Here is a 25227-nt window from a genome sequence, read left to right on the forward strand (position 1 = left end):
AAATTGGCTAAAAAAGCTGAGCTAAAAATGGTCAAAATTGCCGGGCTCTAACACGCCAAAGGCGCGGTTGTATGGTTTTATCATAATGGCGCCCTTTATTTTTAAGGGCGCCCACCACCTGCCGCTGATAGCCGATAGCCGACAGCCGACAGCCCCATTCTGCACCAAAAAACCTCCCTTTCGGGAGGCTTTTTTTCACAGTATATATTTCTTCAGCAGGTAGATGATGGCGCCGGCCACGAGGACTATGGCGCCTCCTACTACCATGAAGTAAGCCGCTGCTACGGCAAGGAGTAGAAATACGACGGCACAGGCGGCAAGGCCTGCCCCGAAGAGGATTTTTTTCCAGAGGGGAATTTTCTTGAGGCTGAAGCTTCGGATGTGGATGGTGTATCCTTCATCGTCTTCTTTTTTCTCTTCTTTCCCCTCTTCGTTCAGGGTCAGGCCCTGGTAGTCATGGACGTCGTCTTTGCTCATGACTCTCGGCTCTTCGTGGACGCCGGTTTCTTCCTTTGTTTTGTCGTTGTCGTTCATAAGGATTGCAGTTTCTTATTTAACAGTTCGTTGATTACTCTGGGGTTGGCTTTGCCTTTGGTGGCTTTCATAATCTGGCCTACCAGGGCGCCTACAGCTTTCTTTTTGCCGGCCTTGAAGTCTTCTACGGCTTTGGGGTTGTTTCCTACCACTTCGTCTACCAGCTTCTGGAGTTCTGCGGTGTCGGAAATCTGGACGAGGCCCTGGGCTTTGACGATGTCTTCGGCTTTGCCTCCTTCTTTCCACATGGTGGCGAAGACTTTCTTAGCAATCTTGCCGGAGATGGTGCCTTTGGAAATCAGTTTCAGGAGGCCTGCCAGGTTTTCGGCAGTGACCGGAGCCTTTGCGATTTCAATGCCTTCGGTGGAGAGCTGGCTGGCGAATTCGCCCATGAGCCAGTTGACGGCGGCTTTGGGGTCGGCGCCGGCGGCCACAGCGGCTTCGAAGTAGTCGGCGGTGTCTTTGTCGTTGGTCATGAAGACGGCATCTTCGGAGGAAAGGCCGAATTCTTTCATGTATCTTTCTTTTCTGGCATCCGGCAGTTCCGGCAGGGATTTCCTGATGTTTTCGATGTATTCATCGCTTACGGTGAAAGGTACCAGGTCCGGTTCCGGGAAGTAGCGGTAGTCGTTGGCTTCTTCCTTGGTACGCATGCTCTTGGTAACCCCTTCTTTTTCGTCCCAGGTGCGGGTTTCCTGCACTACTTTGCCGCCGTCTTCCAGAAGTTCTGCCTGGCGCATGGCTTCGTATTCAATGGCTCTTTCCACGCCTTTGAAGGAGTTGATATTCTTGATTTCTGTCTTGGTGCCCAGTTCCTTCTGTCCTACGGGACGGACTGAGACGTTGGCGTCGCAACGCAGGCTCCCTTCTTCCATGCGGCAGTCGGAAACGCCGATGTACTGGAGGATGGCTCTCATTTTTTCCATGTAGGCCACCGCCTCTTTGGCGGAGCGCATGTCCGGTTCGGAAACGATTTCAAGAAGAGGGGTGCCGGTGCGGTTATAGTCTACCAGAGAGTAGTCGGAATCGGTGATGGATGTGCCGTGATGCACCAGTTTTCCTGCGTCTTCTTCCATGTGAGCCCGGGTAATGCGGATCCGTCTCTTTTCCCCTTCCACTTCCACGTCCAGGTAGCCGTGTTCGCAGATAGGCAGGTCAAACTGGGAGGTCTGGAAGTTCTTGGGAAGGTCCGGATAGTAGTAGTTTTTGCGGTCGAATTTGCTGAACCTGGAAATTTCACAGTTTAGCGCCAGGCCGGCTCTGACAGCGTATTCCAGTACTTTTTTATTCAATACGGGAAGGACGCCGGGCAGCCCCAGGCATACAGGGCAGACGTTGGTATTGGGGTCTGCACCGAAGGATGTCTTGCAGCTGCAGAAAATTTTAGTGGTTGTCTGGAGTTCTGTATGCACTTCCAGACCGATAACTGCTTCGTACTTCATTCCTTGATTTCTCCTTTCGGTGCGGTTCTTGTGAATTCCGGATGAGCCTGTTCAAAGGTGTAGGCTGCCTGGAGAATGGTTTCTTCTCCCAGGGTCTTTCCGATGAGCTGCATGCCCAGAGGCATGTCGTCCTTGAAGCCCACGGGGATGCTGATGGACGGTGCGCCGATGAGGTTCACCGGAACGGTGCAGATATCTTCCATGTACAGGGACAGGGGGTCAGAGAAAGCGCCGAACTTGAAGGAGGTGCCGGAGGCGGAAGGAGCGGCGATGACGTCGCATTTCTTGAAGGCTTCATCAAATTCCTGTTTCAGCAGGGTGCGGACCTTCAGTGCCTTCAGGTAGTAGGCATCGTAGTAGCCGGCGGAGAGTACGTAGTTGCCCAGCATAATGCGGCGCTTCACTTCTTCGCCGAAGCCCTGGCTTCTGGTTTTGATATACATATCGATAATATCTTTGCCTTCTGCGCGGAAACCGTAGCTGACGCCGTCATAGCGGGCCAGGTTGGAGCTGGCTTCTGCCGGGGCGATGATGTAGTATACCGATACGCCGCTGTTGATATGGGGAATGGAAACGTCCACGATTTCAGCGCCTTCCTTTTCATAGAAAGCAAGGGCTTTGTCGATGGCTTCCTTCGTTTCCGGCTTAATGCCTTTGCCGAAGAATTCCTTCGGTACGCCGATACGGAATCCCTTCACATCCCGGACGAGGGCCTTTTTGTAATCCTTCTTTTCCTGGGGAATGGAGGTGGAGTCCCTTTCATCGTGGCCGGCAATGGCATTCAGTACGATGGCCGCATCGGTGACATCCTTCGTCAAAGGTCCGATCTGGTCAAGAGAGGATGCGAAGGCCAGAAGGCCGTAGCGGGAAACAAGGCCGTAGGTAGGCTTCAGGCCTACAATGCCGTTAAAAGAGGCAGGCTGGCGGATGGATCCGCCGGTGTCGGAACCCAGGGACCAGATGGCTTCGGTGGCAGCCACGGCAGCTGCAGAACCGCCGGAGGAACCGCCGGGTACATAGTCCGTGTTCCAGGGATTATGGGTAGGACCGAAGGCGGATCTTTCGGTGGAAGAACCCATGGCGAATTCGTCCATGTTTGTCTTGCCCAGGGAAATGAAATCGGCTGCCTTCAGCTTTTCAATGACCGTAGCATCATAGGGAGATACCCAGTGTTCCAGCATTTTGGACGCAGCGGTGCAGGTTTCCCCTTTAATGCACATATTATCCTTAATGGCTCCGGGAATGCCGGCAAGGTCGGAAATTTCCTCTCCCCCTGCAATTTTCTCGTCCACCCGGGCAGCCGTTTCCAGTGCCGTCTTGTCACTGGTGGACAGGTAGGCATGGATGTCCCCTTCCACAGCGTCACGGTGAGCCATGATTTTCTTTGTCAGTTCCACAGCGGAGATTTCTTTCTTCACCAGCTGTTCATGGAGTTCATGAATCGTATAACCCACTCTATTTCCTCCTTAAATAATCTTGGGCACCTTGAAATAGCCGTCCTCAGCGTCCGGCGCATTCATCAGCGCTTCCTCATTGGTAAAAGATGTATGGGGCTTGTCTTCCCTCATCACATTGTACTGTTCCACCGCATGAACGGTAGGAGCCACATCGGTGGTATCATACTGGTTCAATTCTTCCATATAGGTAAGAATGCTGTTCATGGAATCACGCATCTTCTCCAGATCCTCCGGAGAAAATTCCAGTCGGGAAAGAAGGGCGATCTTCTTTGCTTCTTCGGTGGTAATTTTCATAGACACACTTCCTTAATCAATTATCTATCTGATATAAAAAATCCTTTTCAATTATATCACATATAGGATAGGGGCCGCTATGCGGCCCCGGGTTCAAGTAAGTGTTCAGAAGGGAAGGGAAGGTTGACGTCCGCTCCGCGGGCGAGGGTTATGGCCGCCTTACGGCGGCGGGTTGTGTAGAAGGGTTGTGTAGGAAGGTTCTTAAGTTTGACCGGCCCGTTGGGCCGGAGGGTTCTTAGGTTTGACAGCGGCTGTGCCGCTGAGGGTTGTGGATTGCCGCTATCGCGGCAATAATTATGAAGTCTGCGTTACGGGAATGCCTTTATGCTGCATCAATCATGCTATACATAGTGGTGAATTGGCCACCTCCGGTGGCCACCCCCTATCCGGCTGCGCCGGACTCCCCCCTATTCAGGGGGGAGAATAGGACTCTCTACACTTTCCTATAGAGTCAAGTGGCTCACTACTGAGCACCCATAGTGCCCCGCTTTAGCGGGGGAAAGGTGGTGGCGCCAGCCACCAAAGGGGGTGCCGCCGCCAAGCGGCATTTCTATTTATTGCCCGAAGGGCAATCCACAACCCTCGGCACCGACAGGTGCCGTCAAACTTCAGAACCCTCGGGGCGTAAGCCCCCGTCAAACTTCGGTCCGGAGGGCCGTCAACCCTCACGCCCGCAAGGGCGTGTCCATGAGCGCCACCACAACCCTCGGCACCGCAGGTGCCGTCAAACTTAAGAACCTTCGGAGTAAAAGCCCCGTCAACCCTCACGCCCGCAGGGCGTGTCCTCTCAAATTTCCTCCACATGAAGAATCCCTTCTATTTTCCCGATTTCCTGGAGGAAGATTTCATGGTTCCCGTGTCTTGGCATTTTGACAGAGAGGGTAGCGGCAGGGGCGAGGATTTCCCGGCCCCTGTAGATGTTAAGGCCGGAGACGCGGATGTGGCGCTGTCTCAGGGTTTCCAGTACATGCCGGATGGAGGAGAAGCTTTGGAATTCAACGTAAATGTCCATGTCTTTGGAGCGGGCGCGGAGTTTTTTGTCCATGGGTTCCAGTACCCGAAGGACGATGATGACGAAGAGGAGGGCCAAAAGGGTGCCTTTGATGAAGCCGATGCCGGCGGCAAGGCCGATGCCGGCGCAGGCCCAGAGGCCCGCTGCGGTGGTGAGGCCTTTCACTTCGTTTCGCCCGGTAACGATGATGGTGCCTACGCCCAGAAAGCCTACGCCGCTGATGACCTGGGCGCCCATGCGGGCAAGATCCGTATTGGAGGCGGGGAATGTGCGGAGGATGAATTCATTCACAATCATGGAAAGGGCGGCGCCGATGCACACCAGGGCATGGGTTTTGATGCCGGCGCCTTTGTTTTTATATTCCCTGTCCATGCCGATAATCACCCCTGCCAGGGTAGCAAGAAACAGTCTGGTGGCAATGCCTCCCATGGTCCAGGACTGGCAGAATTCTATAAATGCATCCATAATGCCCCTCCTTTCCAATATCAGTCTACCGATTTTCTAAGAGCAGACAGGGCAGCGTAGAGTTCTTTAAAAGGGCTGTCTGTGTCCTTTTCCGCCACCCAGCGGAAGAATCGCTCCCCCATGCGCACTTCGCAGCGGGTATACCGCTTGATGGGGCCGTACTTTTCCCGTTCCCAGGCATTGGTATTCACTTCCATGGACTTCGTATTCGTTACAAAGTGGGTCTGGGACAGGGTGAGAATAAAGGAAATGGATTTCATGAAATCATCCGCTGCCTCTCTGGAAATCTTTCCCTTTGTCACCACCGGTAGACCGCTCCTCCAGTCGCTCCTTTCAAAGGTTCTCTTGGAGAAATCAAACACATAATCAAACTGCCCGCCCTTCTCCACCAGGTACCCGTCAGTGACGGAAAAGCGGAATTTCATACATTCCATTTCCTTCTCTGCTTCTTCCGGGCTTACCCCAGCGGAGGGGGCACTGTTTTCTATGCCTGCTTTCTTTGCTAAATCATCAAAATGGTATTCTGCCATGGATAGCTCCTTTCTATTGGACACGCCCTGCAGGCGTGAGGGTTGACGGGCCCTGCGGGCCCGAGGGTTCTTAAGGTTCTTAGGTTTGACAGCGGCTTCGCCGCTGAGGGTTGTGGTGGCGGCTGACGCCGCAAGTAAAAAGGGGCGCGGCTGACGCCGCAGGTTGTGTAGAAGGGTTGTGTAGAAAGGTTCTTAAGATTGATGGGCCTGTGGCCCAAGGGTTCTTAGGTTTGACGCCCGCTTTGCGGGCGAGGGTTGTGGAGGCGCCCTATGGGCGCAATATAAAGTCAGCGTTACGGGCTTGCTTTTGCGTCTTCAGTGATTGAATCAGTGCTTCCCTAGACCTATCCTCAGGGCTCCGCCCAGCTCCTTTCTGAGAAAGGAGCCTTACGTTACGGGAATGCCTTCCTGCTGCTTAATTCACGCTATGCATTACGGTGAATTAGCCACCTTCGGTGGCTCCCCCTTATCCGGCTTCGCCGGACTTTCCCCCATCCGGGGGACAGAATAAACCGCTCTACGCTTTCCCTCAGAGTCATGTGTCACAATGCTGAGCGTCCATAGTGTCCCCTGAACAGGGGTGGCAAAGGAACTGGATTTGTAGGGGAGCAAAGCGACCCGAAAATCCAGTGACATGCTTCCCTTTGGGGAAAGGTGGTGGCGCAGCCACCAAAGGGGGGCGGCGATTTTCCCACGCGCCGGAGGCGCGGTTGTATGGTTTTACTATCACACTAGCCCACCAGCCCACTACACATGAGATTTCTCCACTTCGCTCCGCTGCGGTCGAAATGATGATGTGGGCGCCAGCCCCGTCAATCTTTAGAACTTTTTCCTTTCCTTTTGAACCCGGGCCTTTCAGACCCTTTTCTTCATTATACCATTTCATGAGAGGAAAATGAAAAAGCACCGTATTTGCCGGTGCTTTGATTTTCTTATCTCACGCTTTTCACTTTCAGGTGTCTTTCGAGGACTCTGAGGCACATGGAGACGAAGAAGGTCATGATGAAGTAGTAGAGTGCCACGATGACCAGGGGCGGGAAGGGCTGGAAGCTGATGCCCTGGATGGTGGTGGCGGTGTACATGAGGTCTGCCATGCCGATGACGGAGACCTGGGAGGATTCCTTGATGAGGGTTACGAATTCGTTGCCGATGACAGGAAGGATGTTCCTGATGGCCTGGGGGATGATGATGCGGATCATGGATTCCCACTTGGAGAAGCCCAGGGACATGGCCCCTTCCAGCTGGCCTTTCGGAATGGACTGGATACCGGAGCGGACGATTTCACATTCGTAGGCGCCGGAATTAATGATGAGGGCCAGCACGCCGGCGGAGAGTCTTTCAAAGTCCACGCCCAGGATCTGGAAGCTGGGGAAATGGATGCCCAGGAAGGGCAGTCCGAAGAATACCAGGGAAATCTGCACCAGCACAGGGGTGCCGCGGATGATTTCCACGTATACCGCAGCAATGGCCTGCAGGATCTTGATGCCGGAAATCTTCATGAAGGCAAGGACGATGCCCAGAAGAAGTCCGAAGAAGCAGGACAGGAGGGATATAATAATTGTGATTTTTACGCCTGACATAAATATGTCATTATACTTGACCGCAGTGTCTATGACCATTTCCATAGCAGTGTCATCTCCTTAAATATCAGCATGAAGCAGGCGCTTCAGGAATGTCTGTGTTCTTTCTTCTTTCGGATGGGTAAAGATATCTTCCGGATTTCCTTCTTCCACAATATATCCTTTATCCATGAACACCACATGACTGGAAACGCTTCTGGCAAACTGCATTTCATGGGTAACCACCGCCATGGTCATACCGGCCAGGGCTACTTCTTTCATAACGGTGAGCACGTCCCCTACCAGCTCCGGGTCCAGAGCGGAGGTCGGTTCATCGAAGAGGAGCATTTTCGGCTTCATGGCCAGTGCCCTTGCGATGGCCACGCGCTGCTGCTGGCCGCCGGAAAGTTCGCCGGGATAGTAGTCCGCCCTTTCCGCCAGTCCCACCCGGGCCAGAAGCTCCATAGCTTCTTCCTTTGCCTGGGCTTTCGGCAGCTTTTTAATATGCACCGGCGCATACATGACATTTTCCACCGCTGTAAACATGGGGAACAGATTGAAGGACTGGAACACCATGCCCACGTCCCGGCGGAGCATTTTCACATCCGTCTTTTCGTTCACCCTTTTCCCCTCAAACCAGAGCTCCCCGCCGGTAGGTTTCTCCAGGAGGTTCAGGCAGCGGAGGAAGGTACTTTTCCCGGAGCCCGACGGCCCGATGATGGTGCACACTTCCCCGTTTTCAATTTTCATGCTGATATCCTTCAGCACTTCCACCTTTCCGAATGATTTCCGGAGGTGCTTTATTTCATAAATGATTTCTTTTTTGTTTTCCATTTCACTCACGCCCTTCTATTTGTGAAGATTTTAGCATAAATATACAGTCAAGTCAAATATTTTCTGCATAAAATGCATAAAAAATACATTTCCTCTCCAAAGAGAAAGAATACAGGAAATCGGTTTCCTCTGTACTTTGAAACAGAGAAAACCGATTTCATTTCCTCCCTGTCATGGGAGTATGCAGTATATTTATACAGAAAGAGCAAAATGCTTTTCCAGAAGGCTCCTGTACCGGTCAAAGAGGCGAAGGGCTTCCATTTCATCCTTCCCGCGAAGGGAGAAATAGAATTTAATCTTCGGCTCCGTGCCGCTGGGACGGATGGCCATCCAGCCGCCTCCGGAAAGGCGGTACTTCAGCACATTCTCCCGGGGAAGGTCTCCGATACCTTTTTTGAAATCCAGGGTTTCCACCACCTCCGGAATGAGGGATTTCATATCCATGGACCGGGCTTCGTCCATAATGGCGGCAATGCGCGCTGCCCCTTCCATCCCCTTCAGGGTGTAGGAAACGCTCTTGTCGTAATAATAGCCAAAGCGCCGGTAGAGGTCTTCCAGCACGTCGGTCAGGGTCTTTCCTTCCTTCTTGAAATGGGCCGCCATTTCCGCAATGAGCATGGCCGTCACCACGGCGTCCTTGTCCCTGGCGTGGGTGCCGGAGAGGTAGCCGTAGCTTTCCTCGTAGCCGAAGACGAAATCATGGGAGGGGTCCCTTTCCCACTCCGTCATCTTCTCGCCGATGTACTTGAAGCCCGTCAGGGTTTCCACCACCTGCACATGGAAGCTTTTCGCCACATCCGCCCCCAGCTCGCCGGTGACTACGGTTTTCACCATGGAAGAAGCGGGAGTAAGCCTGTCTTTTCCTGTGGAAAGGAGGAAATAGAGAAGAAGCGCCCCCATCTGGTTTCCGGAAATCAAAGTGAAGTCCATGCCATTTCTTACAGCCGCCCCGATGCGGTCACTGTCCGGGTCCGTGCCCATGACCAGGTCCGCCCCGATTTCCCTTCCCAGCTTCATGCCAAGGGACAGGGCATCCTCATTTTCCGGGTTAGGCGAAACTACGGTGGGGAAATCGCCGTCAGCCCTTTCCTGCTCCTTCACCACATGCACATCGTGGAAACCGGCCTTTTCCAGAATTTTCCGCACCGGCACATTGCCGCTGCCGTGGAGGGGTGTGTACACCACCTTCAGAGGCGGCGGATTTCCCTGATACCGGGACTCTTGGAAAATGGTATCAATGAAAAGATCCGCCACATCCTGGTCCAGCCAGGTCATGAGCTTCTCATCCGCTTTATCGTCAATGGAAGCCAGATCCTTCACTGCCTCCACATAGCCGGTGAGCACATCCGCCTTCTTCGGCACCAGCTGGCCGCCGTCCTCGCCGTACACCTTGTAGCCGTTGTACTCCTTCGGATTGTGGCTGGCGGTGATAACAATGCCTCCCAGGGCATGGAAATGACGCACGGAAAAGGAAAGCACCGGAATGGGCTCCAGCTCCCTGAAAATCTTCACCGGAATGCCGGCAGCCGTAAGCACAGACGCCGCCTCTTTTGCAAAATCCCGGGAATGATGGCGGGAATCATAGGCAATCACCACGCCCCGCTCTATTTCCCCGGGGAAAGAGAAGAGAAGATAGTCTGCAAACCCCTTCGACGCCCGGGCTACGGTGTAGCGGTTCATGCGGTTCGAACCGGCCCCCATAATCCCCCGGAGCCCGGCGGTACCAAACTCCAGGTCCCTGTAGAACCGGTCTTCTATCTCCTTTTCATCATGAAGGGAGGAAAGCTCCTTCTTCGTACTGTCATCGGCCCAGGAGAGCCAGTCTTCATAAGTTTCTTTATATCCCATGGTTTGTTTCCTTTTTATAATAGGGGCCGCTCTGCGGGCCCGGGTTCAGAGGGTTGTGCGCCCTTTGGGCGCGGAAAGGTTCTAAAGATGGATGCGCCCTGCGGGCGCAAGGGTTCTTAGGTTTGACGGGCCCTCTGGGCCCGAGGGTTGTGGATTGCCCTTTGGGCAATGATTATGAAGTCAGCGTTTCGTGCTTGCCATTAGTGTCACCAATGCTGCATGACGAAGAGCCAGAGCCTCCTTCCTCTGGAAGGCAGAAGTCCTGCATAGGACTTCTGAGCCGGGCTAATATGTGAGCATAGCCTGCACACAAAGCGAACACCTTAAAGCCCGGCCGTTGGTGTCGCCGCAGGCGACGGAGGATAGCAGGCTTTTCGAAGAAAAGCCGAGGCCCCGCAGGGGCCTAATGACCCTTTCGTGAAAATCCGCCTTACGGCGGCGCCTTTGCTCCGCAAAGGCCTATCCTCAGCCCTATCGGGCAGCTCCTTCCAGCAGGTGGCAATCCTGCATAGGATTGCCAAGTCAAGCGACATTGGCCCTTAGCCTGCACATAAAAGGGCTTTCCTTTTAATCGCTTGACCGTAAGGAGCCTAACGTTACGTGCTTTCTCTTAGTGTTACCAGTGCTGCACGACGAAGTGCCAGAGCCTTCTTCCTTTGGAAGAAGGTGGCGCCGTAGGCGCCGGATGATAGCGGCCTTTCGCAGAAAGGCCGAGGCCCCGCAGGGGCCTAATGACTCTTTCGTAAAACCTACCTTCAGCGGCGCCTATACTGGAGAAAGGCCCTATCCTCAGGGCTCCGCCCAGCTCCTTTCTGGGAAAGGAGCCTGCGTTACGGGATATGCCTTCCTGTATCACATAGCATGATAAACATTCTGCTGATTGGCTCACTTCGTTCGCCACCAAAAGGGGGGCCGCTTTTTTCACCCGTAAGGGCGGTTGGCCTGTTTCCCCGGGTGAAGCCCGGTTGTAAAGGTTTTCTTTATATTGCGCCGCAGGCGCCATCTTCACCCCTTTGAACCTGCACCTTTTGAACCCTCACGCCAAAGGCGTGTCCTCACCTCCGTGAAGCGGCTATAAACTCATCCAGCGCGGCCAGGGCTCTTTCTGCCAGCCGCTGGTTCTTTTCTTTTTTCGGCACCCGTTTTTCCAGCGGCGGAATAAGGCCGAAGTTGACGTTCATGGGCTGGAAGTTTTTCCCTTCGTAGTGGGAAATATAATGGCAGAGGGCACCGATGGCCGTTTCTTTCGGGAAGGCCACCGGCGGTTTTCCCAGAAAGCGGGAAGCGGCGCTCCAGGCGGCCACAATGCCGGAGGCGGCGGATTCCACGTATCCTTCCACGCCGGTCATCTGTCCGGCGAAGAAGAGGCCCTCTCTTTTTCTTGTTTCCATGGTGGCGTTCAAAAGGTCCGGGGAGTCCATGTAGGTGTTCCGGTGCATGACGCCGTAGCGGATGAATTCCGCATGGCCAAGGCCGGGAATCATGCCGAATACCCGCTTCTGTTCGCCCCATTTCAAATGGGTCTGGAAGCCTACAATGTTGTACATGGTGTCGTCTTCATTGTCCTGGCGAAGCTGCACCACGGCGTAGGGGTCCTTCCCGGTGCGGGGATCCGGCAGTCCCACCGGTTTCATGGGGCCGAACCGCATGGTGTCCTCTCCCCTGGCAGCCATGACTTCGATGGGCATGCAGCCTTCGAATACTTTCTTGTTTTCAAAGCCGTGAACCGGCGCCATTTCTGCCTGGCAGAGGGCTTCCCGGAAGGCTTTGTATTCTTCCTCATTCATGGGGCAGTTCAGGTAAGCCGCTTCCCCCTTGTTGTAGCGGGACATGCGGTAAACCACGTCCATGTCCAGGGACTCCTTCGTCACGATAGGGGCTGCTGCGTCATAGAAATGAAATCCTTCTCCGCCGCAGAATTTTTCAATATCCTCCGCCAGGGGCCCTTCGGTGAGGGGGCCGGTGGCGATAATGACGATGCCCTCTTCCGGAATGGAGGTCACTTCCCTTTCCTCGAAAGTAACAAGGGGATGTTCCTTCACAAGGCGGGTCACCTCTTCGGCATAGCCCATGCGGTCCACCGCAAGCGCTCCGCCGGCAGGAACGGTATGGCTGTCGGCAGCCTTCATGATGACTGAACGGAGATGACGCATTTCCTCCTTCAGGAGCCCCACCGCATTGGTAAGGGCTGCTGCCCGAAGGGAATTGCTGCATACCAGCTCGCCGAAATAGGCGGTATGATGGGCAGGCGTCTGCTTCTGGGGTCTCATCTCTATAAGAGTAACGGGAATCCCCATTTCCGCCAGCTGCCAGGCAGCCTCGCTGCCCGCCAGACCGGCGCCGATAACTGTTATATGATCATTCAATTTATTTCTCCTATATGGGGCCGCAAAGCGGCCCCGGGTTCAAAAGGTTCTCCCACATATAGTCCCCCCGCATGCGGAGGGGAAGGTGGTGCGTCAGCACCAAAGGGGGCGGGCCCGTAGGGCCCGCAGGTTGTGAGGGAAAAAGGTTCTTAAGTTTGACCGGCCTTCGGCCTGAGGGTTCTTAGGTTTGACAGCAGCTCCGCTGCTGAGGGTTGTGGATTGCCCTTCGGGCAATGATTATGAAGTCAGCGTTACGGGACTTGCATTTGTGTCACCAGTAGTGCATGACGGAGTAAACTAGGCCTATCCTCAGGGCTTCGCCCAGCTCCTTTCTGAGAAAGGATCCTGCGTTACGGGATTGCTCTCCTGCTGCTTAATTCTTGCTATGCATTACGGTGAATTAGCCACCTTCGGTGGCTCCCCCTTATCCGGCTTCGCCGGACTTTCCCCCATCCGGGGGACAGAATAAACCGCTCTACGCTTTCCCACAGAGTCATGTGGCACATTGGCAAGCGTCCATAGTGCCCCCGCTTCAGCGGGGGAAAGGTGGTGCCGTAAGGCACCAAAGGGGGCGCCGACAGGCGGCTTTTATACTGCGGCGAAGCCGCCACCACCACCCTCGGCGCCGCAGGTGCCGTCAATCTTGAGAACCTTCGGGGTAAAAGCCCCGTCAACCCTCACGCCCTGGGGGCGTATCCATACAAGCCGCCCCACCTTCTATGTTCTACTTTTTATCGTCTGTCTTCTTATCAGCCGTCTTCTTTCCCTTTTTCTTCGGGTTCGTAGGACAGTCGGGGTTGGAGCATAAGATAAGTTCTTTGCCGCTCTTATATGTTTTCTTTACCATGATAGAGCCGCAGGTGGGGCAGAACCGGTCCACCGGTTCGTTCCAGAGGGCCATGTCGCACTTGGGGTAGCGGCTGCAGCCGTAGAAGGTGCGGCCTCTCTTTGTCTTTCTCTGCACCATGTGGCCTTCATGGCATTTGGGGCAGGTAATGCCTGTATCCACCACGATGGCCTTATTGGCATGGCAGTTCGGGCATTTCAGGTATCTTCCGTAGGGGCCGTCGCGATAGACCATGAGGGTGCCGCATTCATCGCATTTCACGTCGGACACTTCCTCCGGTCCCTGAAGGACGCTGTAGGGTTTGATGTTTTTGCAGTCCGGATAGTTAGGGCAGGCCAGGTACTTGCCGTAGCGGCCCATTTTCACGATCATGTTGGCACCGCACTTTTCGCATTTCACATCTGTGACTTCCTGGCTTTCCTTCTTTTCCTTTTCCGTCTGGCCGTTGGCTGCTTCCAGTTCCTTGTCGAAGACTTTATAGAAATCGGTCATCACCTTTTTATAGGTGGCCCGGCCTTCGGCAATTTTATCCAGCCAGGTTTCCAGGTTGGCGGTGAAATCCACGTTAATAATGCCGTCGAAATATTTTTTCAGGAGGTCCGTCACTTTAAATCCGATTTCCGTAGGCACGAACTGTTTTCCTTCCTTCACCACATACTTTCTCTTCTGGATGGTGTCCAGGATAGGCGCATAGGTGGAGGGCCGGCCGATACCCTTTTCTTCCAGTGTCTTGATGAGGCTGGCTTCGGTGTATCTCGGCGGCGGAGCGGTGAAATGCTGCTCTCCCTTTGTCTTTACATGTTGGACAATTTCCCCTTTTTTCAAAGGCGGCAGGAAATTTTCTCCCTCCCCTTCCTTCTTCTTTTCCTTCGCCGGCTGCATGACGGTGAAACCGTCAAAGAGGACATGGCTGCCGCTGGCCCGGAGGGTGCACCGGCCGCTCTGGAGAAGGGCGGTGGTGGTCTGCTGGATCTGGGGCGCCATCTGGGAGGCGATGAAACGGTTCCAGATGAGGGTGTAGAGCCTCATCTGATCCCTGGAGAGCACGGATGTCAGTGCATCCGGCGGAAACTGGAGACTCGTGGGACGGATGGCTTCGTGGGCATCCTGGGCCTTCTTGGATTTCGCAAACACATTGGGCTTAGGCGGCAGGTATTCCTCGCCGTACACCGTCTCGATGTAGGGCCGCACCTGGGCAATCATTTCATCGGAAATACGGACGGAGTCGGTACGCATGTAGGTAATGAGCCCCACATGGCCGTGCCCCGGGATTTCAATGCCTTCATAAAGGGCCTGGGCCAGCATCATGGTTTTCCGGGAGGGGAAATTCAGCCGGTTCACCGCATCCTGCTGCATGGTGGAGGTGGTATAGGGAGGCTTTGTCTTCCGCTGCTTCCGGGAGCGGGTGACGGAGGTGACCTCGGCGGTCTTCCCGTCAATGTCCGCCACTGCGGCGTCCGTTTCCTCCTTATTGTGAAGGGCTGCCTCCTTCCCATCGATCTGCACCAGCTTTGCCGTAAAGGTTTCAGCGTCCTCCTTCTTGTACAGAGCTTCTACAGTCCAGTACTCCTCAGGCTTGAAAGCTTTGATTTCCTCTTCCCTTTCGCAGATGAGGCGGGTAGCCACAGACTGCACGCGGCCGGCAGAAAGGCCGCGGTAAATCAGCTTCCACAGCCAGGGCGACAGCTTGTAGCCCACCAGCCGGTCCAGCACCCGGCGGGCCTGCTGGGCATCCACCCGGTTCATGTCGATGGGACCCGGATGTTTGATGGCTTCCTTGATGGCCGGCGGCGTGATTTCATGGAAAGCGATGCGCACATTGTCCTCGGGATTTACATCCAGAAGCTTGGACAAATGCCAGGAAATAGCTTCCCCTTCCCGATCAGGGTCCGTTGCCAGAAGGACGGACTTCGAGCGGTTCGCTTCCTTCTGCAGATCCTTGATAATGGACTCCCGTTCGCTGCTGTCCACATATTCCGGCGTGAAACCGTTCTCAATATCCACGCCCAGCTTCTTCTGGGGCAGATCCCGGAGATGGCCCTTGGACGCCATGACCTTGTAGGAAGGCCCCAGAATCCTTTCGATGGTTTTCGCCTTAGCCGGTGATTCCACCACCACCAGGGTCTTCCCCTTCGGATTCGGCTTCCGCTTGAAAAGCACCGGTGCAGCAGATGCCACCTTCGCCTTTCGGCCCCGTTTCTTCTTCTCTATCGTAATCGTTCTTGTAATCGGCAAATCTATTTCCTCCTCTGACAACAGGGAAAAAACGAACACCGGAAACCTCTGCTCCTGCAGAAATCACCGGCACCCTATATCAGCCCCTGCCCGAGGGATGCACTGATTCATCCCTAGGGAAGCACTGATTAATTCGCAGAATCGAATTTCATATGTATTTTTATCCAATACTGCGTCATCAGTCTCCTTAAATAGCTCGCTATTCGCGTCGACTGATTCCTTGCATTGAATAAAAATACAAGAATTAAATCCGATAACGATTTAATCAGTGCTTTTCTGGCAGAGGCACCTCATTCATAGTAAAGTCATATGAATCATATGTAATTATATAGGAAAAAAGAGAAATGGCAAGGGGAATTTAGTGAGCTGGTGAGCGCCTGGCGGCGCGGTCGGGGTCGAGGTCGGGGTCGAGACCGCGATAAATGGACAGCAAGCAGCGGACAGCCGACAGCGGATGCCTGGGGGCAATGCAGGACGGATAGCAGTAAGCGGACCCCATCTCACTGCCCTATGACCACATACCTCCCCGGTCCGGTTTCTTTGATGTATCCCTTCAGCTGGAGACGGAGAAGCAGCATAGTGAGCTTGACGACGGAAAGGCCGGACTGCTGTAGAATGTCCTCTGCCTGCACTTCATTTTCCGTACAGCAGAATTTATATACCATTTCTTCTTCAAGGGTCAAAGCTTCCATCCCCATCTTTCGGGCTTCCGCCTTTTCTTCCTGCTTTTCCCATCCATATTCAGAAAGCACATCTTTATAAGAGGTACAGCAGATGGCACCATTTCGAATAAGCTGATTTGTTCCTTTGCAGGACGGAATATAGATACTTCCGGGAACGGAAAAGACATCTCTGCCTTCCTCCAGGGCAAAATCCGATGTAATGAGGGATCCGCTTCGCTCGGCAGCTTCCACTACGATAACACCTCTACACATACCTGCAATGATTCGATTTCTCGCAGGAAACTGCCTTCCCAAAGGAGGCGTTCCCAAAGGGTATTCGGAAATAATAGCGCCTCCTTCTTCCACGATTTGATGAAAAAGATTCCGATTTTCCGGGGGATACACCCTGTCCAAGCCAAAAGCTGCCACCACTATGGTTGGTGCTTTCCCTTCCAAAGCTCCTTCATGGGAAGCACTGTCAATGCCTCTGGCGCCGCCGGAAACAATGGTAACCCCTTCTTCCGCCAGCCCCTTTGCAAATCGTCCTGCCGTCTGCACTCCGTAGGCAGTCGCTTTCCTGGAGCCCACTATGGCTATGAGTTTTTCATTGTCCGGGAGCTTTCCTCTATAAAAAAGTACAGCCGGCGGATTGGCAGTGGTTCGAAGGAGAGCCGGATACTCTTCCTCTTCCCAGGTACAGCAGCGAATTCCATTTTGAATCATTTTCTCCACAACCTGCTCAGGATCTGTTTCATGGCGCCATGAAAGAAAAGCGGCTTCTCCATTTCCATGGAGCACATGGGATTTTCGTATATCCTCATCTGACGCTTTCCATGCATCCTCTGCCGTATGAAAATACTCAATAAGGCCCCGCATACGTTTAGCACCGAGACGGGGACATCCCGGCAGGGCAGCTGCGTACTTGTCCATAGTCACCTCCGGGGTATCATGTTCCTATAACTGATGGCTTCCGCCACATGAGAGGCTTCTATTCCTGCTTTCCCATCCAAATCAGCCACGGTACGGGCTACCTTGATGATTCTGTCATAGCTTCGCGCTGAAAGGTGAAGTTTTTCAAAGACTTCCCTAAGCATTTCCGTTCCATCCTTGTCCAAATGACATGTTTCTTTCAGCTGCCTGTGCCCCATCTGGGCATTGTTCTGCATATGCCAAGGTGCAAGTCTTTCTGCCTGTACCTTCCTCGCTTCCTCTACCCGTTTGGCAATATCTACCGAAGCCTCTCCTTTAATTGTAGCAGTCAGTTCGCTGTACTTAGGCCTCTGCACCGAAACGTGAAGGTCAATACGATCTAAAAGGGGACCTGAAATCTTTCTTCCATAGCTTCTGATTTCACCATCCGTGCAGGTACAGGGGTGATCCGGATCTCCCAGATAGCCGCAGGGACAGGGATTCATGGCGGCGATAAGAATAAAATCTGCAGGATAAGTAAAAGATGCATTCACTCTGGAAATATGAACTTCCCTGTCTTCCAAAGGCTGTCGAAGTACTTCTAGCACTGAACGTGGAAATTCAGGAAGTTCATCAAGGAAAAGTACACCTCGATGAGCCAGCGTAACTTCTCCAGGCCTTGGTATGGTCCCTCCTCCAATCAATCCTGCCATAGAAATAGTATGATGGGGACTTCTGAAGGGTCTTTCCCTCATAATATCTTCCGCTTTGAACAGTCCGGCCACACTGTATATCTTTGTCACTTCCAGAGCCTCTTCACGGGTCATAGGCGGAAGAATGGTAGTGATACGGCGAGCCAGCATGGTTTTTCCGGAACCGGGCGGCCCTGTCATGAGCACATTATGAGCACCGGCCGCTGCAATTTCCATAGCCCGCTTTGCCATAACCTGCCCCTGAACTTCTGCAAAATCCACGTCATTGATAGCAGGCCTTTCCGACTCATGCCGAACTGCTGGAGCCATAGCTCTCTTTCCTACCAGAAATTCAATCAGTTCTCTTAATGTTTTGGGTCCATAAACCTCAATATTTTCACATAAAAGTGCTTCATTCGTCACAGAGGGGGCCATAAAAAAGCGAGATACCCCCGCTTCCTTACCGGCCAGCACCATGGAAAGGATGCCTGGCACCGGTCTTATTTCACCTTTCAGTGACAATTCACCGATAAAAATCGTATTTTGAAAACATTCAAGAGGCACTTCACCGCTGGCTGCTAAAAGTCCCATGGCAATAGGCAGATCCAGCCCGGATCCATCCTTCTTTAAATCAGCCGGAGCCAAATTCACGGTTACCTTATCCACAGGAAAATGATATCCGGAATTCCGAATAGCTGAATGAACCCTCTCTTTCGATTCCTTGATGGACGCCGCAGGAAGGCCAACGATATCAAAGGCAGGAAATGCTTTGTTAATATCTACCTCTACACCGATTACATGTCCATTCAAGCCGAAGGTCGTTGTTCCAAGAACTTTTGCATACATATGAATTCCCTCCATAGAGATAAAATATCAGAATGCATTCCTGGTATGACGGAAGAGGGGCTTTCCTTCTCGAGGTACCATAACTTCCACCACATCAAACCGAATACGCCTGTCTACGATTTTCTTTTTTAATACATAAGCTCTGGCTCCAAATCGGATATGCCGCTGCTTGAATGGATTCACTGCCTCCACCGGTTCTCCATACCTTCGATTATGGCGGGACTTAACCTCCACAAAGACAAGAACATCGCCATCATCCATAATAAGGTCAATTTCACTATGGGAAGTCCTGAAATTGGCATCCAAAAAACGATAGCCCTTATTCTCCAGATATTGCCTGGCCAACGCCTCCCCTTCTCTGCCAAATGACGTCTTTTCCATGGGAGCTCCTTCCTATTTGATGTGAATTTTATAGTATTAAAGCAAAAAGAATTGAATATCGTTTTAAATTATAAAATTTATCAGATCATAAGGTATGAAAAGATGCCGTAATCAGCAAAAATAACACCGCGAACTATTTATCCTCCTTATTGTAAAAGGAAACAAACCTATTCGTCAATGAGTCGAATGCATAAATGATGAAATGGTATCAATCATCTTTATGCTATCCATTTCAATCACAGGATCTGCCGCACGTTAAAAGCCTCCCGGCGGGAGGCTTTTGTTTATGGATTATTTCTTTGCTTTCTTTGCTCTTGTCTTCTTTGCGTTGACTTTTTCTTTCAGCTGTTTGGAAACGCGGAATGCCGGGGTCTTGGATGCCGGGATCTTGATTTCTGCCTGGGTGGACGGGTTGTGGCCTACGCGGGCTTTGCGCTGACGGACTTCGAAGGTGCCGAAGCCGATGAGCTGTACTTTGTCGCCTTTAACGAGAGCCTGGGATACTACGTCAAGGACTGCTTTGACAGCTTTTTCAGCGTCTTTCTTTGTCATTTCTGCTTCCTGGGCAACTGCTGTGATGAGTTCTGTTTTGTTCATAACTAAACATCCTCCTTTAATAATTGGCGGTTAAACCGTCTTTAGTTCCAACAGGGAAGGTCATTCTGCAAGGAAATCTTTCCAGAGCCGCAGGGTTTCTTCCGGAGAGAGGTCCGGGATGGTTCCGCCTTTTTCGATGACGTAGTCCTCGAAGGCACGGAGTTTTCTCATATAGGCTGCGGCGTATCGATGCAAAGCCAGTTCCGGCTCTATTCCTTTTTCCTGCAGATAATGGACGAGTTCGAAGAGGAAAGCGCCTGCTTTCATTTCTCTGTCCATTTCACGGTCATCTTCCAGGAAGCGGGAAATCTGATTTTTCATTTCCACCGGAAGGTCTTCAGACTGTAATAAGTTCTGAATCCCATTGGAACTAACTTTCTTTTGAATTATACACGTTAATAGCAGACTTGGCAAGCCTTTGGGCACGCCGGAAAGCAGATATTTCCTGTTTTTTTCAATTCTTTTCCGTTTTTCCCACTCCCGGGGCGCCGAAAGGGTGGAATCGGTATTGTTTTTATCGAAAACGAAGGGGTGCCGTTTCACCATTTTGTCCCGGATGCCGTCTGCCACGTCCTGCATGGTGAAATATCCTTCTTTTTCGGCGAGGGCAGCGTGGAAGAGAATCTGGAAGAGTACGTCTCCCAGTTCTTCTTTCAGATTGTCCATGTCCCCTCTGTCGATGGCGTCGATGACTTCGTAAACTTCCTGGATGAAATAGGTACGGAGGGTCTCATGGGTCTGGGAGCGGTCCCAGGGGCAGCCTCCCGGCTCCAGAAGCCGGTGGACGGTGCTGTCCAGGGCTTCCAGGTTCCAGGGGGAGGCCGGGCGGTGGATTGCTTTCCTGCTGTCGAAGAGGATGGTTTCCTTTTCTCCGGGACTCCGCATTTCCATTTCCTTCAGGCTCAGGCGAAGGATGCCCTCTCCGGAAAGGAGAATCACCGGCGATGTTTCGTCATAGGCGGCAAGGAGGCGGCGGCAGAGGGCCTTCTCGTCTATTTCGGAAAGGTCACGGACGATGAGAATGTGGCAGAGGTTCAAAGGGAGACTGGCAGCCTCTTTTCCGCTGACTATGGTGAGGCTGTCTTCCGGCGAGAGGAGGCCTTTCCTTTCCAGAAAGTTCATCAGTTCTTTTCTGTTCATGGTTCACCTCCACTGGTTAATCAGGGACTGTACTTCTTTGAAAATCCGTCCTGCGTGGTATCCGTCGCAGACAGCATGGTGGACTTCCAGGGCCAGGGGCATGTAGTAATGGCTTCTTTTCCGATGGAGTCTGCCCAGTGTGTACATGGGGAAGAAGAAGCGGAAAGCTTTGGGGAAGCTGAGGTGGAGGGACTGGAAGGGCACCCAGGGGATGACTGACACAGGGAAAAGATTCAAGGGCCTGTTCGGTTTCCCGAAGAGTCCCTTCACGCTGCCGTATCGGGCTTCATCGTCCTCGTAGGAGGCGAGGAAATGGTCATAGTCTTCGCTGTATTCGGTCCACAGGCTGGAGAAGGTATGGTCATCTTTGTGGAAAATGGTGTAGCTTGGGTGTACTACATCAAAATACCCCAATTCCCCCTTGTGGTTAAAGCCCATACGGTAGCGCTTGTGGTGGTTTTCCACCACCGAAAGGAAATAGAGCATGGCGGGATAGGGTCTCTCTTTCCTTTTCATGATGGGCGTGACATCCAGGTTCACGGTCATGCTGTACATGCAGGGCACTTCGTTTAAGAAATAGGAGAAATACTCCTCCCTCTCCCAATGGCTCCTGTCAATGGGTGTAAATGTCATGGCGTTTCCCTCCTTTGGTTACTCCTTTGGTTATACTATACCATATTGACACCCCCTTTGGGCGCGGAAAGGTTCAGCGGAGAAGGTTGACGGCCCTATCGGTCAGTCGCCTACAAGGAAAGCCCTTTTATGGGCAGGCTAAGGTCCAACTTCGACTAACTTGCACGTCCTCTGCAGAACGTGCACAGGCCGAGGGTTGTGGTGGCGGCTGACGCCGCAAGTAAAAAGGGGCACGGCTTCGCCGCAGGTTGTGTAGAAGGGTTATGTTTCAAGGGGGCGGGGAAAAGGTTCTTAAGTTTGATGGGCCTGTGGCCCAAGGGTTCTTAGGTTTGACGGCGGCTCCGCCGCCGAGGGTTGTGGATTGCCGCTTCGCGGCAATGATTATGAAGTCAGCGTTACGTGCTTGCCATTAGTGTCACCAGTGCTGCATGACGAAGAGCCAGAGCCTCCTTCCTCTGGAAGGCAGAAGTCCTGCATAGGACTTCTGAGCCGGGCTAATATGTGAGCATAGCCTGCACACAAAGCGAACACCTTAAAGCCCGGCCGTTGGTGTCGCCGCAGGCGACGGAGGATAGCGGATTTTCGTAGAAAATCCGAGGCCCCGCAGGGGCCTCATGTGACTCTTTCGTAAAAAGCCGCTTTCGGCGGCGCCTTTGCCGGAAAAAGGCCTATCCTCAGGGCTTCGCCCAGCTCCTTTCTGAGAAAGGAGCCTGCATTACGCGCTTATCTTCCCGCCTGAGATGGTCATTCGAGCCGCAGGCGAAAGATCTCGCTAAGTATCGATAGTGACCCATACGTTATTAAACCGGTCTTTGGGAAATACTTCTGGTGTATACCGTAAGTGACTCCAACTAGCTCACTAGTACACTAAACAATACCGGCGCATCACCTATAATTGCCTTTTCCCGAGATCCTTCACTGTTGCTCATGATGACCGGTGTCCGGCGGGGAGTCCGGCATCTGACCGTCTGACCGTCTGACATCTATCGTCTATCGTCTATCGTCTGATTTCTATTTCACCCATAAGAAAAACGCCCATGGATAACCATGAGCGTTTCTGCCATTCGGAAACGGATTAACGTTTGGAGAACTGGCTTGCTTTTCTTGCTTTCTTGAGACCGTATTTCTTACGTTCTTTCATTCTCGGATCACGGGTGAGCAGACCTGCACTCTTCAGTACTTTTCTGTAGTCTGCGTCTACGTCCAGCAGTGCTCTGGAGATGCCGTGACGGATAGCGCCTGCCTGGCCTGTACGTCCGCCGCCCTGTACGTTGGCGATAACGTCGTAAGCGGAGGTGGTTCCGGTCAGTTCCAGCGGCTGTTTAATGATGAGTTCAAGAGTAGCCAGATCGAAGTAATCCTTCAGATCGCGGCCGTTGATTGTAATATTACCCTGTCCCGGTACCAGACGGACTCTGGCAACGGATGTCTTTCTGCGGCCGGTGCCGTAGTATGTAGCTTCTGCCATTTCTTATTTCCTTCCCTTCCGGTTAACGGATATCAAACTTTAATTCTTCAGGTTTCTGTGCTGCATGCGGATGTTCGCTGCCTGCATAAACATGAAGTTTACGATACATCTGGGCACCGAGCTTGTTCTTCGGGAGCATGCCGCGGATAGCATGTTCTACAACCCATACCGGTCTTTCGCGAAGAGCATCTCCGGCCTTCTGGTATCTGTCGCCACCGATGTAGCCGGTGTAGTGGAAGTAAACTTTCTTCAGTTCTTTCTTGCCTGTCAGAACGACTTTGTCTGCATTGATGATGATGACGTTGTCACCGGTATCAACATGCGGTGTGTAGGTAGGTTTATTTTTGCCGGACAGAACTTTGGCAACGTTGGCAGCCAGGCGGCCAACGGTCAGTCCTTCAGCATCTACGATATACCATTTACGGGTAATGTTGCCCGCATTGGCCATAAATGTGGTTTTCATTATAAATGATTCCTCCTGAATAAAAAACAGAACCGCAAGACATCGTCCTTCCTCCGGGGCTAGTGGTTTCCGGACAAATCTCACAAGGAGTATTATACCCTTTTAAAAAGGGCATGTCAAATGATTTTGTGAAATATTTTTATGAAATCGGGCCGCTGCGGGCCGCAAATCGGTCCGGGTTCAGAAGGTTGTGCGCCCTTTGGGCGCGGAAAGGTTCTTAAGATTGATGGGTCTGGGTCCAAGGGTTCTTAGGTTTGACGGCGGCTCTGCCGCCGAGGGTTGTGGTGGCGGCTTCGCCGCAGTTTTTAGCCCCCTTCCTTTGGAAGGCAGAAGCCCTGCAGCGGGCTTCTTATAGCAGGCTCATAAGAGATACTTTCCTCCGTGGGAAGCGAGGTTGTATGGTTTTCCCAGCACGCCAGCCCGCTAAATTGATTTTACCATGATGGCTTCCACCATAATTATAAGGGCGAAACCACAATCCTCAAAACCGCAGGCTGCGCACAACCTTAGAACCCTCAGGGCAAAAGCCCCGTCAAGACTCGGGTTCAAAGGGCAGTCAACCCTCACGCCCTTCAGCGCATTTCAAAACGGCTTCTCCCAGAATCTTTCCTACGCTGTCATGAAATACAAGGCTGCAGTCCCTGTCTTTCCCTGTTTCATCCTGGTTGATCATGACCAGTGCGTCACCGGTGAAGTAGTTGATGAAGCCGGCGGCGGGATAGACTACCAGACTGGTGCCTCCGATGATGAGCATATCCGCCGTTTGGATGGCGTCCATGGCATCTTCCATGGTGTCCATATCCAGCGGTTCTTCATAGAGCACTACGTCCGGTTTCACGATGCCTCCGCAGTAAGGGCAGTGCGGCACGGGATCACAGAGGGAAAGGAAACTGTCCACGTCGTAGGAACGGCCGCACTCGGTGCAGTAATTTCGAAGAATGGAGCCGTGGAGTTCCATCACATTCCTGCTGCCTGCCTTCTGGTGAAGGCCGTCGATATTCTGGGTCACCACACCCAGAAGTTTCCCCTCCTCTTCCAGCCTGGCCAGGGCATAATGGGCCCGGTTCGGTTTAGCGGCCGCCATGGCTTCCGCAAAGTTTTTGTAATTTTTGAAAAATTCCACCGGATGTTCCTCGAAGAAATGGTGGGACAGCATCTCCTCCGGCGTCCAGGGAAGATCTGTCTTCTGCCTGTAAATGCCGTTGGCTCCTCGGAAATCGGGAATATGGGACTCCGTAGATACGCCGGCACCGCCAAAGAAAACGATGCGGTGATGGTTTTTGATCATATCCTTCAGTCTTTCCAAATCAGTCATGATGGTCTCCTTTCTGCCTTCGGGCAAAATGCAATGCTTTTCTTTTATTTTATCATTTTTAAGGAATGGTTGGAAAGAAAAGCCGGGTTCAGAGGGTATAGGGAAAAGGTTCAACGGATTGATGGGCCCGGGGCCAAGGGTTCTTAGGTTTGGCGCCCGCTTTGCGGGCGAGGGTTGTGGTGGCGCCCTATGGGCGCAATATAAAATCTGCTTTACGAGATTTACTTTTGTGCCACTATGGCTCCCCCGTCATTTCGAGCGGAAGTACAAGCCGATATGAATCCTGCCTTACATGGAGGAAGTGAAACGGAGCCGAGAAAACTCCCTCAAGAATGCTGCCTTGCGGCAGAAAGGAGCGCTTGGCGTAGAGGCGACAGCAATTAGCAATTAGCAATTAGCAATTAGCTGAGTACGGCTTGACACGTTGAGCATCATATGCATGATACGACACTACGGTGATTAGGCCACCTCCGGTGGCCCCCCTATCCGGCTGCGCCGGACTTACCCAAAGGGAAGCGTGTCACTGGATTCTCAGTCGCCTGCGGCTCCCTACAGCACGGCTATCACCGACTCACTGGATTCTCAGGTCGCTTAGGCTCCCCTACGAATCCAGTTCGCTGGAGTGACTCCAGTTCCCTTGCCACCCCTATTCAGGGCAATGCTATTGCGTTAAGGCATCGACCGAAAAAAAGTTGTCA

The 25227-nt window shown here is 52.7% G+C and carries 20 protein-coding genes; all 20 read right to left on the minus strand.

Features of this window, described 5'->3' with window-relative positions; all coding sequences use genetic code 11:
* Nucleotides 1–195: 195 nt before the first annotated feature.
* A complete protein-coding gene (locus Q0482_RS01200) occupies nucleotides 196–534 on the minus strand; it encodes a hypothetical protein (protein WP_299142377.1) in 339 nt (112 codons plus the stop codon).
* Entirely contained in the window at nucleotides 531–1976 is a 1446-nt protein-coding gene (gene gatB / locus Q0482_RS01205; RefSeq protein ID WP_299142378.1) for an Asp-tRNA(Asn)/Glu-tRNA(Gln) amidotransferase subunit GatB, read from the minus strand. The genes Q0482_RS01200 and gatB overlap by 4 nt, the downstream gene beginning before the upstream one ends.
* Nucleotides 1973–3430 (minus strand): Asp-tRNA(Asn)/Glu-tRNA(Gln) amidotransferase subunit GatA, encoded by a 1458-nt coding sequence (gatA, locus tag Q0482_RS01210; RefSeq protein WP_299142379.1) that lies wholly within the window; start codon nucleotides 3428–3430, stop codon nucleotides 1973–1975. Before gatA ends, gatB begins: the two co-directional genes overlap by 4 nt.
* A 12-nt stretch (nucleotides 3431–3442) precedes the next feature.
* Nucleotides 3443–3727 (minus strand): Asp-tRNA(Asn)/Glu-tRNA(Gln) amidotransferase subunit GatC, encoded by a 285-nt coding sequence (gene gatC, locus Q0482_RS01215; RefSeq protein WP_299142380.1) that lies wholly within the window; start codon nucleotides 3725–3727, stop codon nucleotides 3443–3445.
* Nucleotides 3728–4514: 787 nt separating this feature from the next.
* Complete coding sequence (locus Q0482_RS01220) at nucleotides 4515–5204, minus strand: MgtC/SapB family protein (RefSeq protein ID WP_299142382.1); 690 nt, start codon at nucleotides 5202–5204, stop codon at nucleotides 4515–4517.
* A gap of 20 nt (nucleotides 5205–5224) precedes the next feature.
* Nucleotides 5225–5734 (minus strand): hypothetical protein, encoded by a 510-nt coding sequence (locus Q0482_RS01225; protein ID WP_299142383.1) that lies wholly within the window; start codon nucleotides 5732–5734, stop codon nucleotides 5225–5227.
* A 932-nt stretch (nucleotides 5735–6666) separates the two neighbouring features.
* Nucleotides 6667–7359: an amino acid ABC transporter permease gene (locus tag Q0482_RS01230; protein ID WP_291057344.1), complete on the minus strand. Its 693-nt coding sequence runs from the start codon at nucleotides 7357–7359 to the stop codon at nucleotides 6667–6669.
* A gap of 15 nt (nucleotides 7360–7374) precedes the next feature.
* A complete protein-coding gene (locus Q0482_RS01235; protein WP_299142386.1) occupies nucleotides 7375–8127 on the minus strand; it encodes an amino acid ABC transporter ATP-binding protein in 753 nt (250 codons plus the stop codon).
* Nucleotides 8128–8319: 192 nt separating this feature from the next.
* Complete coding sequence (locus Q0482_RS01240) at nucleotides 8320–9975, minus strand: phospho-sugar mutase (RefSeq protein WP_299142388.1); 1656 nt, start codon at nucleotides 9973–9975, stop codon at nucleotides 8320–8322.
* Nucleotides 9976–11030: 1055 nt separating this feature from the next.
* The gene (gene trmFO / locus Q0482_RS01245) at nucleotides 11031–12341 is read right to left on the minus strand and encodes a methylenetetrahydrofolate--tRNA-(uracil(54)-C(5))-methyltransferase (FADH(2)-oxidizing) TrmFO (protein WP_299142391.1); all 1311 of its coding nucleotides are present in this window, start codon (nucleotides 12339–12341) and stop codon (nucleotides 11031–11033) included.
* A gap of 724 nt (nucleotides 12342–13065) precedes the next feature.
* Nucleotides 13066–15423 (minus strand): type I DNA topoisomerase, encoded by a 2358-nt coding sequence (topA, locus tag Q0482_RS01250; RefSeq protein ID WP_299142394.1) that lies wholly within the window; start codon nucleotides 15421–15423, stop codon nucleotides 13066–13068.
* A 500-nt stretch (nucleotides 15424–15923) separates the two neighbouring features.
* The gene (gene dprA, locus Q0482_RS01255; RefSeq protein WP_299142397.1) at nucleotides 15924–17015 is read right to left on the minus strand and encodes a DNA-processing protein DprA; all 1092 of its coding nucleotides are present in this window, start codon (nucleotides 17013–17015) and stop codon (nucleotides 15924–15926) included.
* A 2-nt stretch (nucleotides 17016–17017) separates the two neighbouring features.
* Nucleotides 17018–18532, minus strand: coding sequence for a YifB family Mg chelatase-like AAA ATPase (locus tag Q0482_RS01260; protein ID WP_299142400.1), 1515 nt, complete (start codon nucleotides 18530–18532; stop codon nucleotides 17018–17020).
* 27 nt (nucleotides 18533–18559) lie between these two features.
* On the minus strand, nucleotides 18560–18913 hold the full coding sequence (locus Q0482_RS01265; RefSeq protein ID WP_299142403.1) for a YraN family protein: 354 nt from the start codon (nucleotides 18911–18913) through the stop codon (nucleotides 18560–18562).
* 291 nt (nucleotides 18914–19204) lie between these two features.
* Complete coding sequence (locus Q0482_RS01270) at nucleotides 19205–19510, minus strand: HU family DNA-binding protein (RefSeq protein WP_291056068.1); 306 nt, start codon at nucleotides 19508–19510, stop codon at nucleotides 19205–19207.
* A gap of 60 nt (nucleotides 19511–19570) precedes the next feature.
* Entirely contained in the window at nucleotides 19571–20650 is a 1080-nt protein-coding gene (locus Q0482_RS01275) for a MazG family protein (protein ID WP_299142406.1), read from the minus strand.
* A 3-nt stretch (nucleotides 20651–20653) separates the two neighbouring features.
* Nucleotides 20654–21283, minus strand: coding sequence for a CatA-like O-acetyltransferase (locus Q0482_RS01280; protein ID WP_299142409.1), 630 nt, complete (start codon nucleotides 21281–21283; stop codon nucleotides 20654–20656).
* A 1075-nt stretch (nucleotides 21284–22358) separates the two neighbouring features.
* Nucleotides 22359–22751 carry a 30S ribosomal protein S9 gene (rpsI, locus tag Q0482_RS01285; protein WP_008859421.1) on the minus strand — a complete coding sequence of 131 codons (393 nt, stop codon included), beginning with the start codon at nucleotides 22749–22751 and terminating at the stop codon, nucleotides 22359–22361.
* Nucleotides 22752–22773: 22 nt separating this feature from the next.
* A complete protein-coding gene (rplM, locus tag Q0482_RS01290) occupies nucleotides 22774–23214 on the minus strand; it encodes a 50S ribosomal protein L13 (protein WP_291058012.1) in 441 nt (146 codons plus the stop codon).
* Between the two features lie 556 nt (nucleotides 23215–23770).
* Complete coding sequence (locus Q0482_RS01295) at nucleotides 23771–24529, minus strand: NAD-dependent protein deacylase (RefSeq protein WP_299142413.1); 759 nt, start codon at nucleotides 24527–24529, stop codon at nucleotides 23771–23773.
* Between the last annotated feature and the right edge of the window lie 698 nt (nucleotides 24530–25227).

This window comes from uncultured Dialister sp., assembly GCF_937959425.1.
GTDB lineage: Bacteria > Bacillota > Negativicutes > Veillonellales > Dialisteraceae > Dialister.

Excerpts from the sequence above, each read along its gene's own strand:
- gatB (WP_299142378.1), bottom strand. The coding sequence starts at position 1,976 with ATGAAGTACGAAGCAGTTATCGGTCTGGAAGTGCATACAGAACTCCAG.
- Q0482_RS01200 (WP_299142377.1), bottom strand. The coding sequence starts at position 534 with ATGAACGACAACGACAAAACAAAGGAAGAAACCGGCGTCCACGAAGAG.
- rpsI (WP_008859421.1), bottom strand. The coding sequence starts at position 22,751 with ATGGCAGAAGCTACATACTACGGCACCGGCCGCAGAAAGACATCCGTT.
- dprA (WP_299142397.1), bottom strand. The coding sequence starts at position 17,015 with ATGGACAAGTACGCAGCTGCCCTGCCGGGATGTCCCCGTCTCGGTGCT.
- Q0482_RS01220 (WP_299142382.1), bottom strand. The coding sequence starts at position 5,204 with ATGGATGCATTTATAGAATTCTGCCAGTCCTGGACCATGGGAGGCATT.
- Q0482_RS01265 (WP_299142403.1), bottom strand. The coding sequence starts at position 18,913 with ATGGAAAAGACGTCATTTGGCAGAGAAGGGGAGGCGTTGGCCAGGCAA.
- Q0482_RS01270 (WP_291056068.1), bottom strand. The coding sequence starts at position 19,510 with ATGAACAAAACAGAACTCATCACAGCAGTTGCCCAGGAAGCAGAAATG.
- Q0482_RS01235 (WP_299142386.1), bottom strand. The coding sequence starts at position 8,127 with ATGGAAAACAAAAAAGAAATCATTTATGAAATAAAGCACCTCCGGAAA.
- rplM (WP_291058012.1), bottom strand. The coding sequence starts at position 23,214 with ATGAAAACCACATTTATGGCCAATGCGGGCAACATTACCCGTAAATGG.
- Q0482_RS01260 (WP_299142400.1), bottom strand. The coding sequence starts at position 18,532 with ATGTATGCAAAAGTTCTTGGAACAACGACCTTCGGCTTGAATGGACAT.
- Q0482_RS01230 (WP_291057344.1), bottom strand. The coding sequence starts at position 7,359 with ATGGAAATGGTCATAGACACTGCGGTCAAGTATAATGACATATTTATG.
- Q0482_RS01295 (WP_299142413.1), bottom strand. The coding sequence starts at position 24,529 with ATGACTGATTTGGAAAGACTGAAGGATATGATCAAAAACCATCACCGC.
- Q0482_RS01240 (WP_299142388.1), bottom strand. The coding sequence starts at position 9,975 with ATGGGATATAAAGAAACTTATGAAGACTGGCTCTCCTGGGCCGATGAC.
- Q0482_RS01225 (WP_299142383.1), bottom strand. The coding sequence starts at position 5,734 with ATGGCAGAATACCATTTTGATGATTTAGCAAAGAAAGCAGGCATAGAA.
- gatC (WP_299142380.1), bottom strand. The coding sequence starts at position 3,727 with ATGAAAATTACCACCGAAGAAGCAAAGAAGATCGCCCTTCTTTCCCGA.
- Q0482_RS01280 (WP_299142409.1), bottom strand. The coding sequence starts at position 21,283 with ATGACATTTACACCCATTGACAGGAGCCATTGGGAGAGGGAGGAGTAT.
- Q0482_RS01275 (WP_299142406.1), bottom strand. The coding sequence starts at position 20,650 with ATGAACAGAAAAGAACTGATGAACTTTCTGGAAAGGAAAGGCCTCCTC.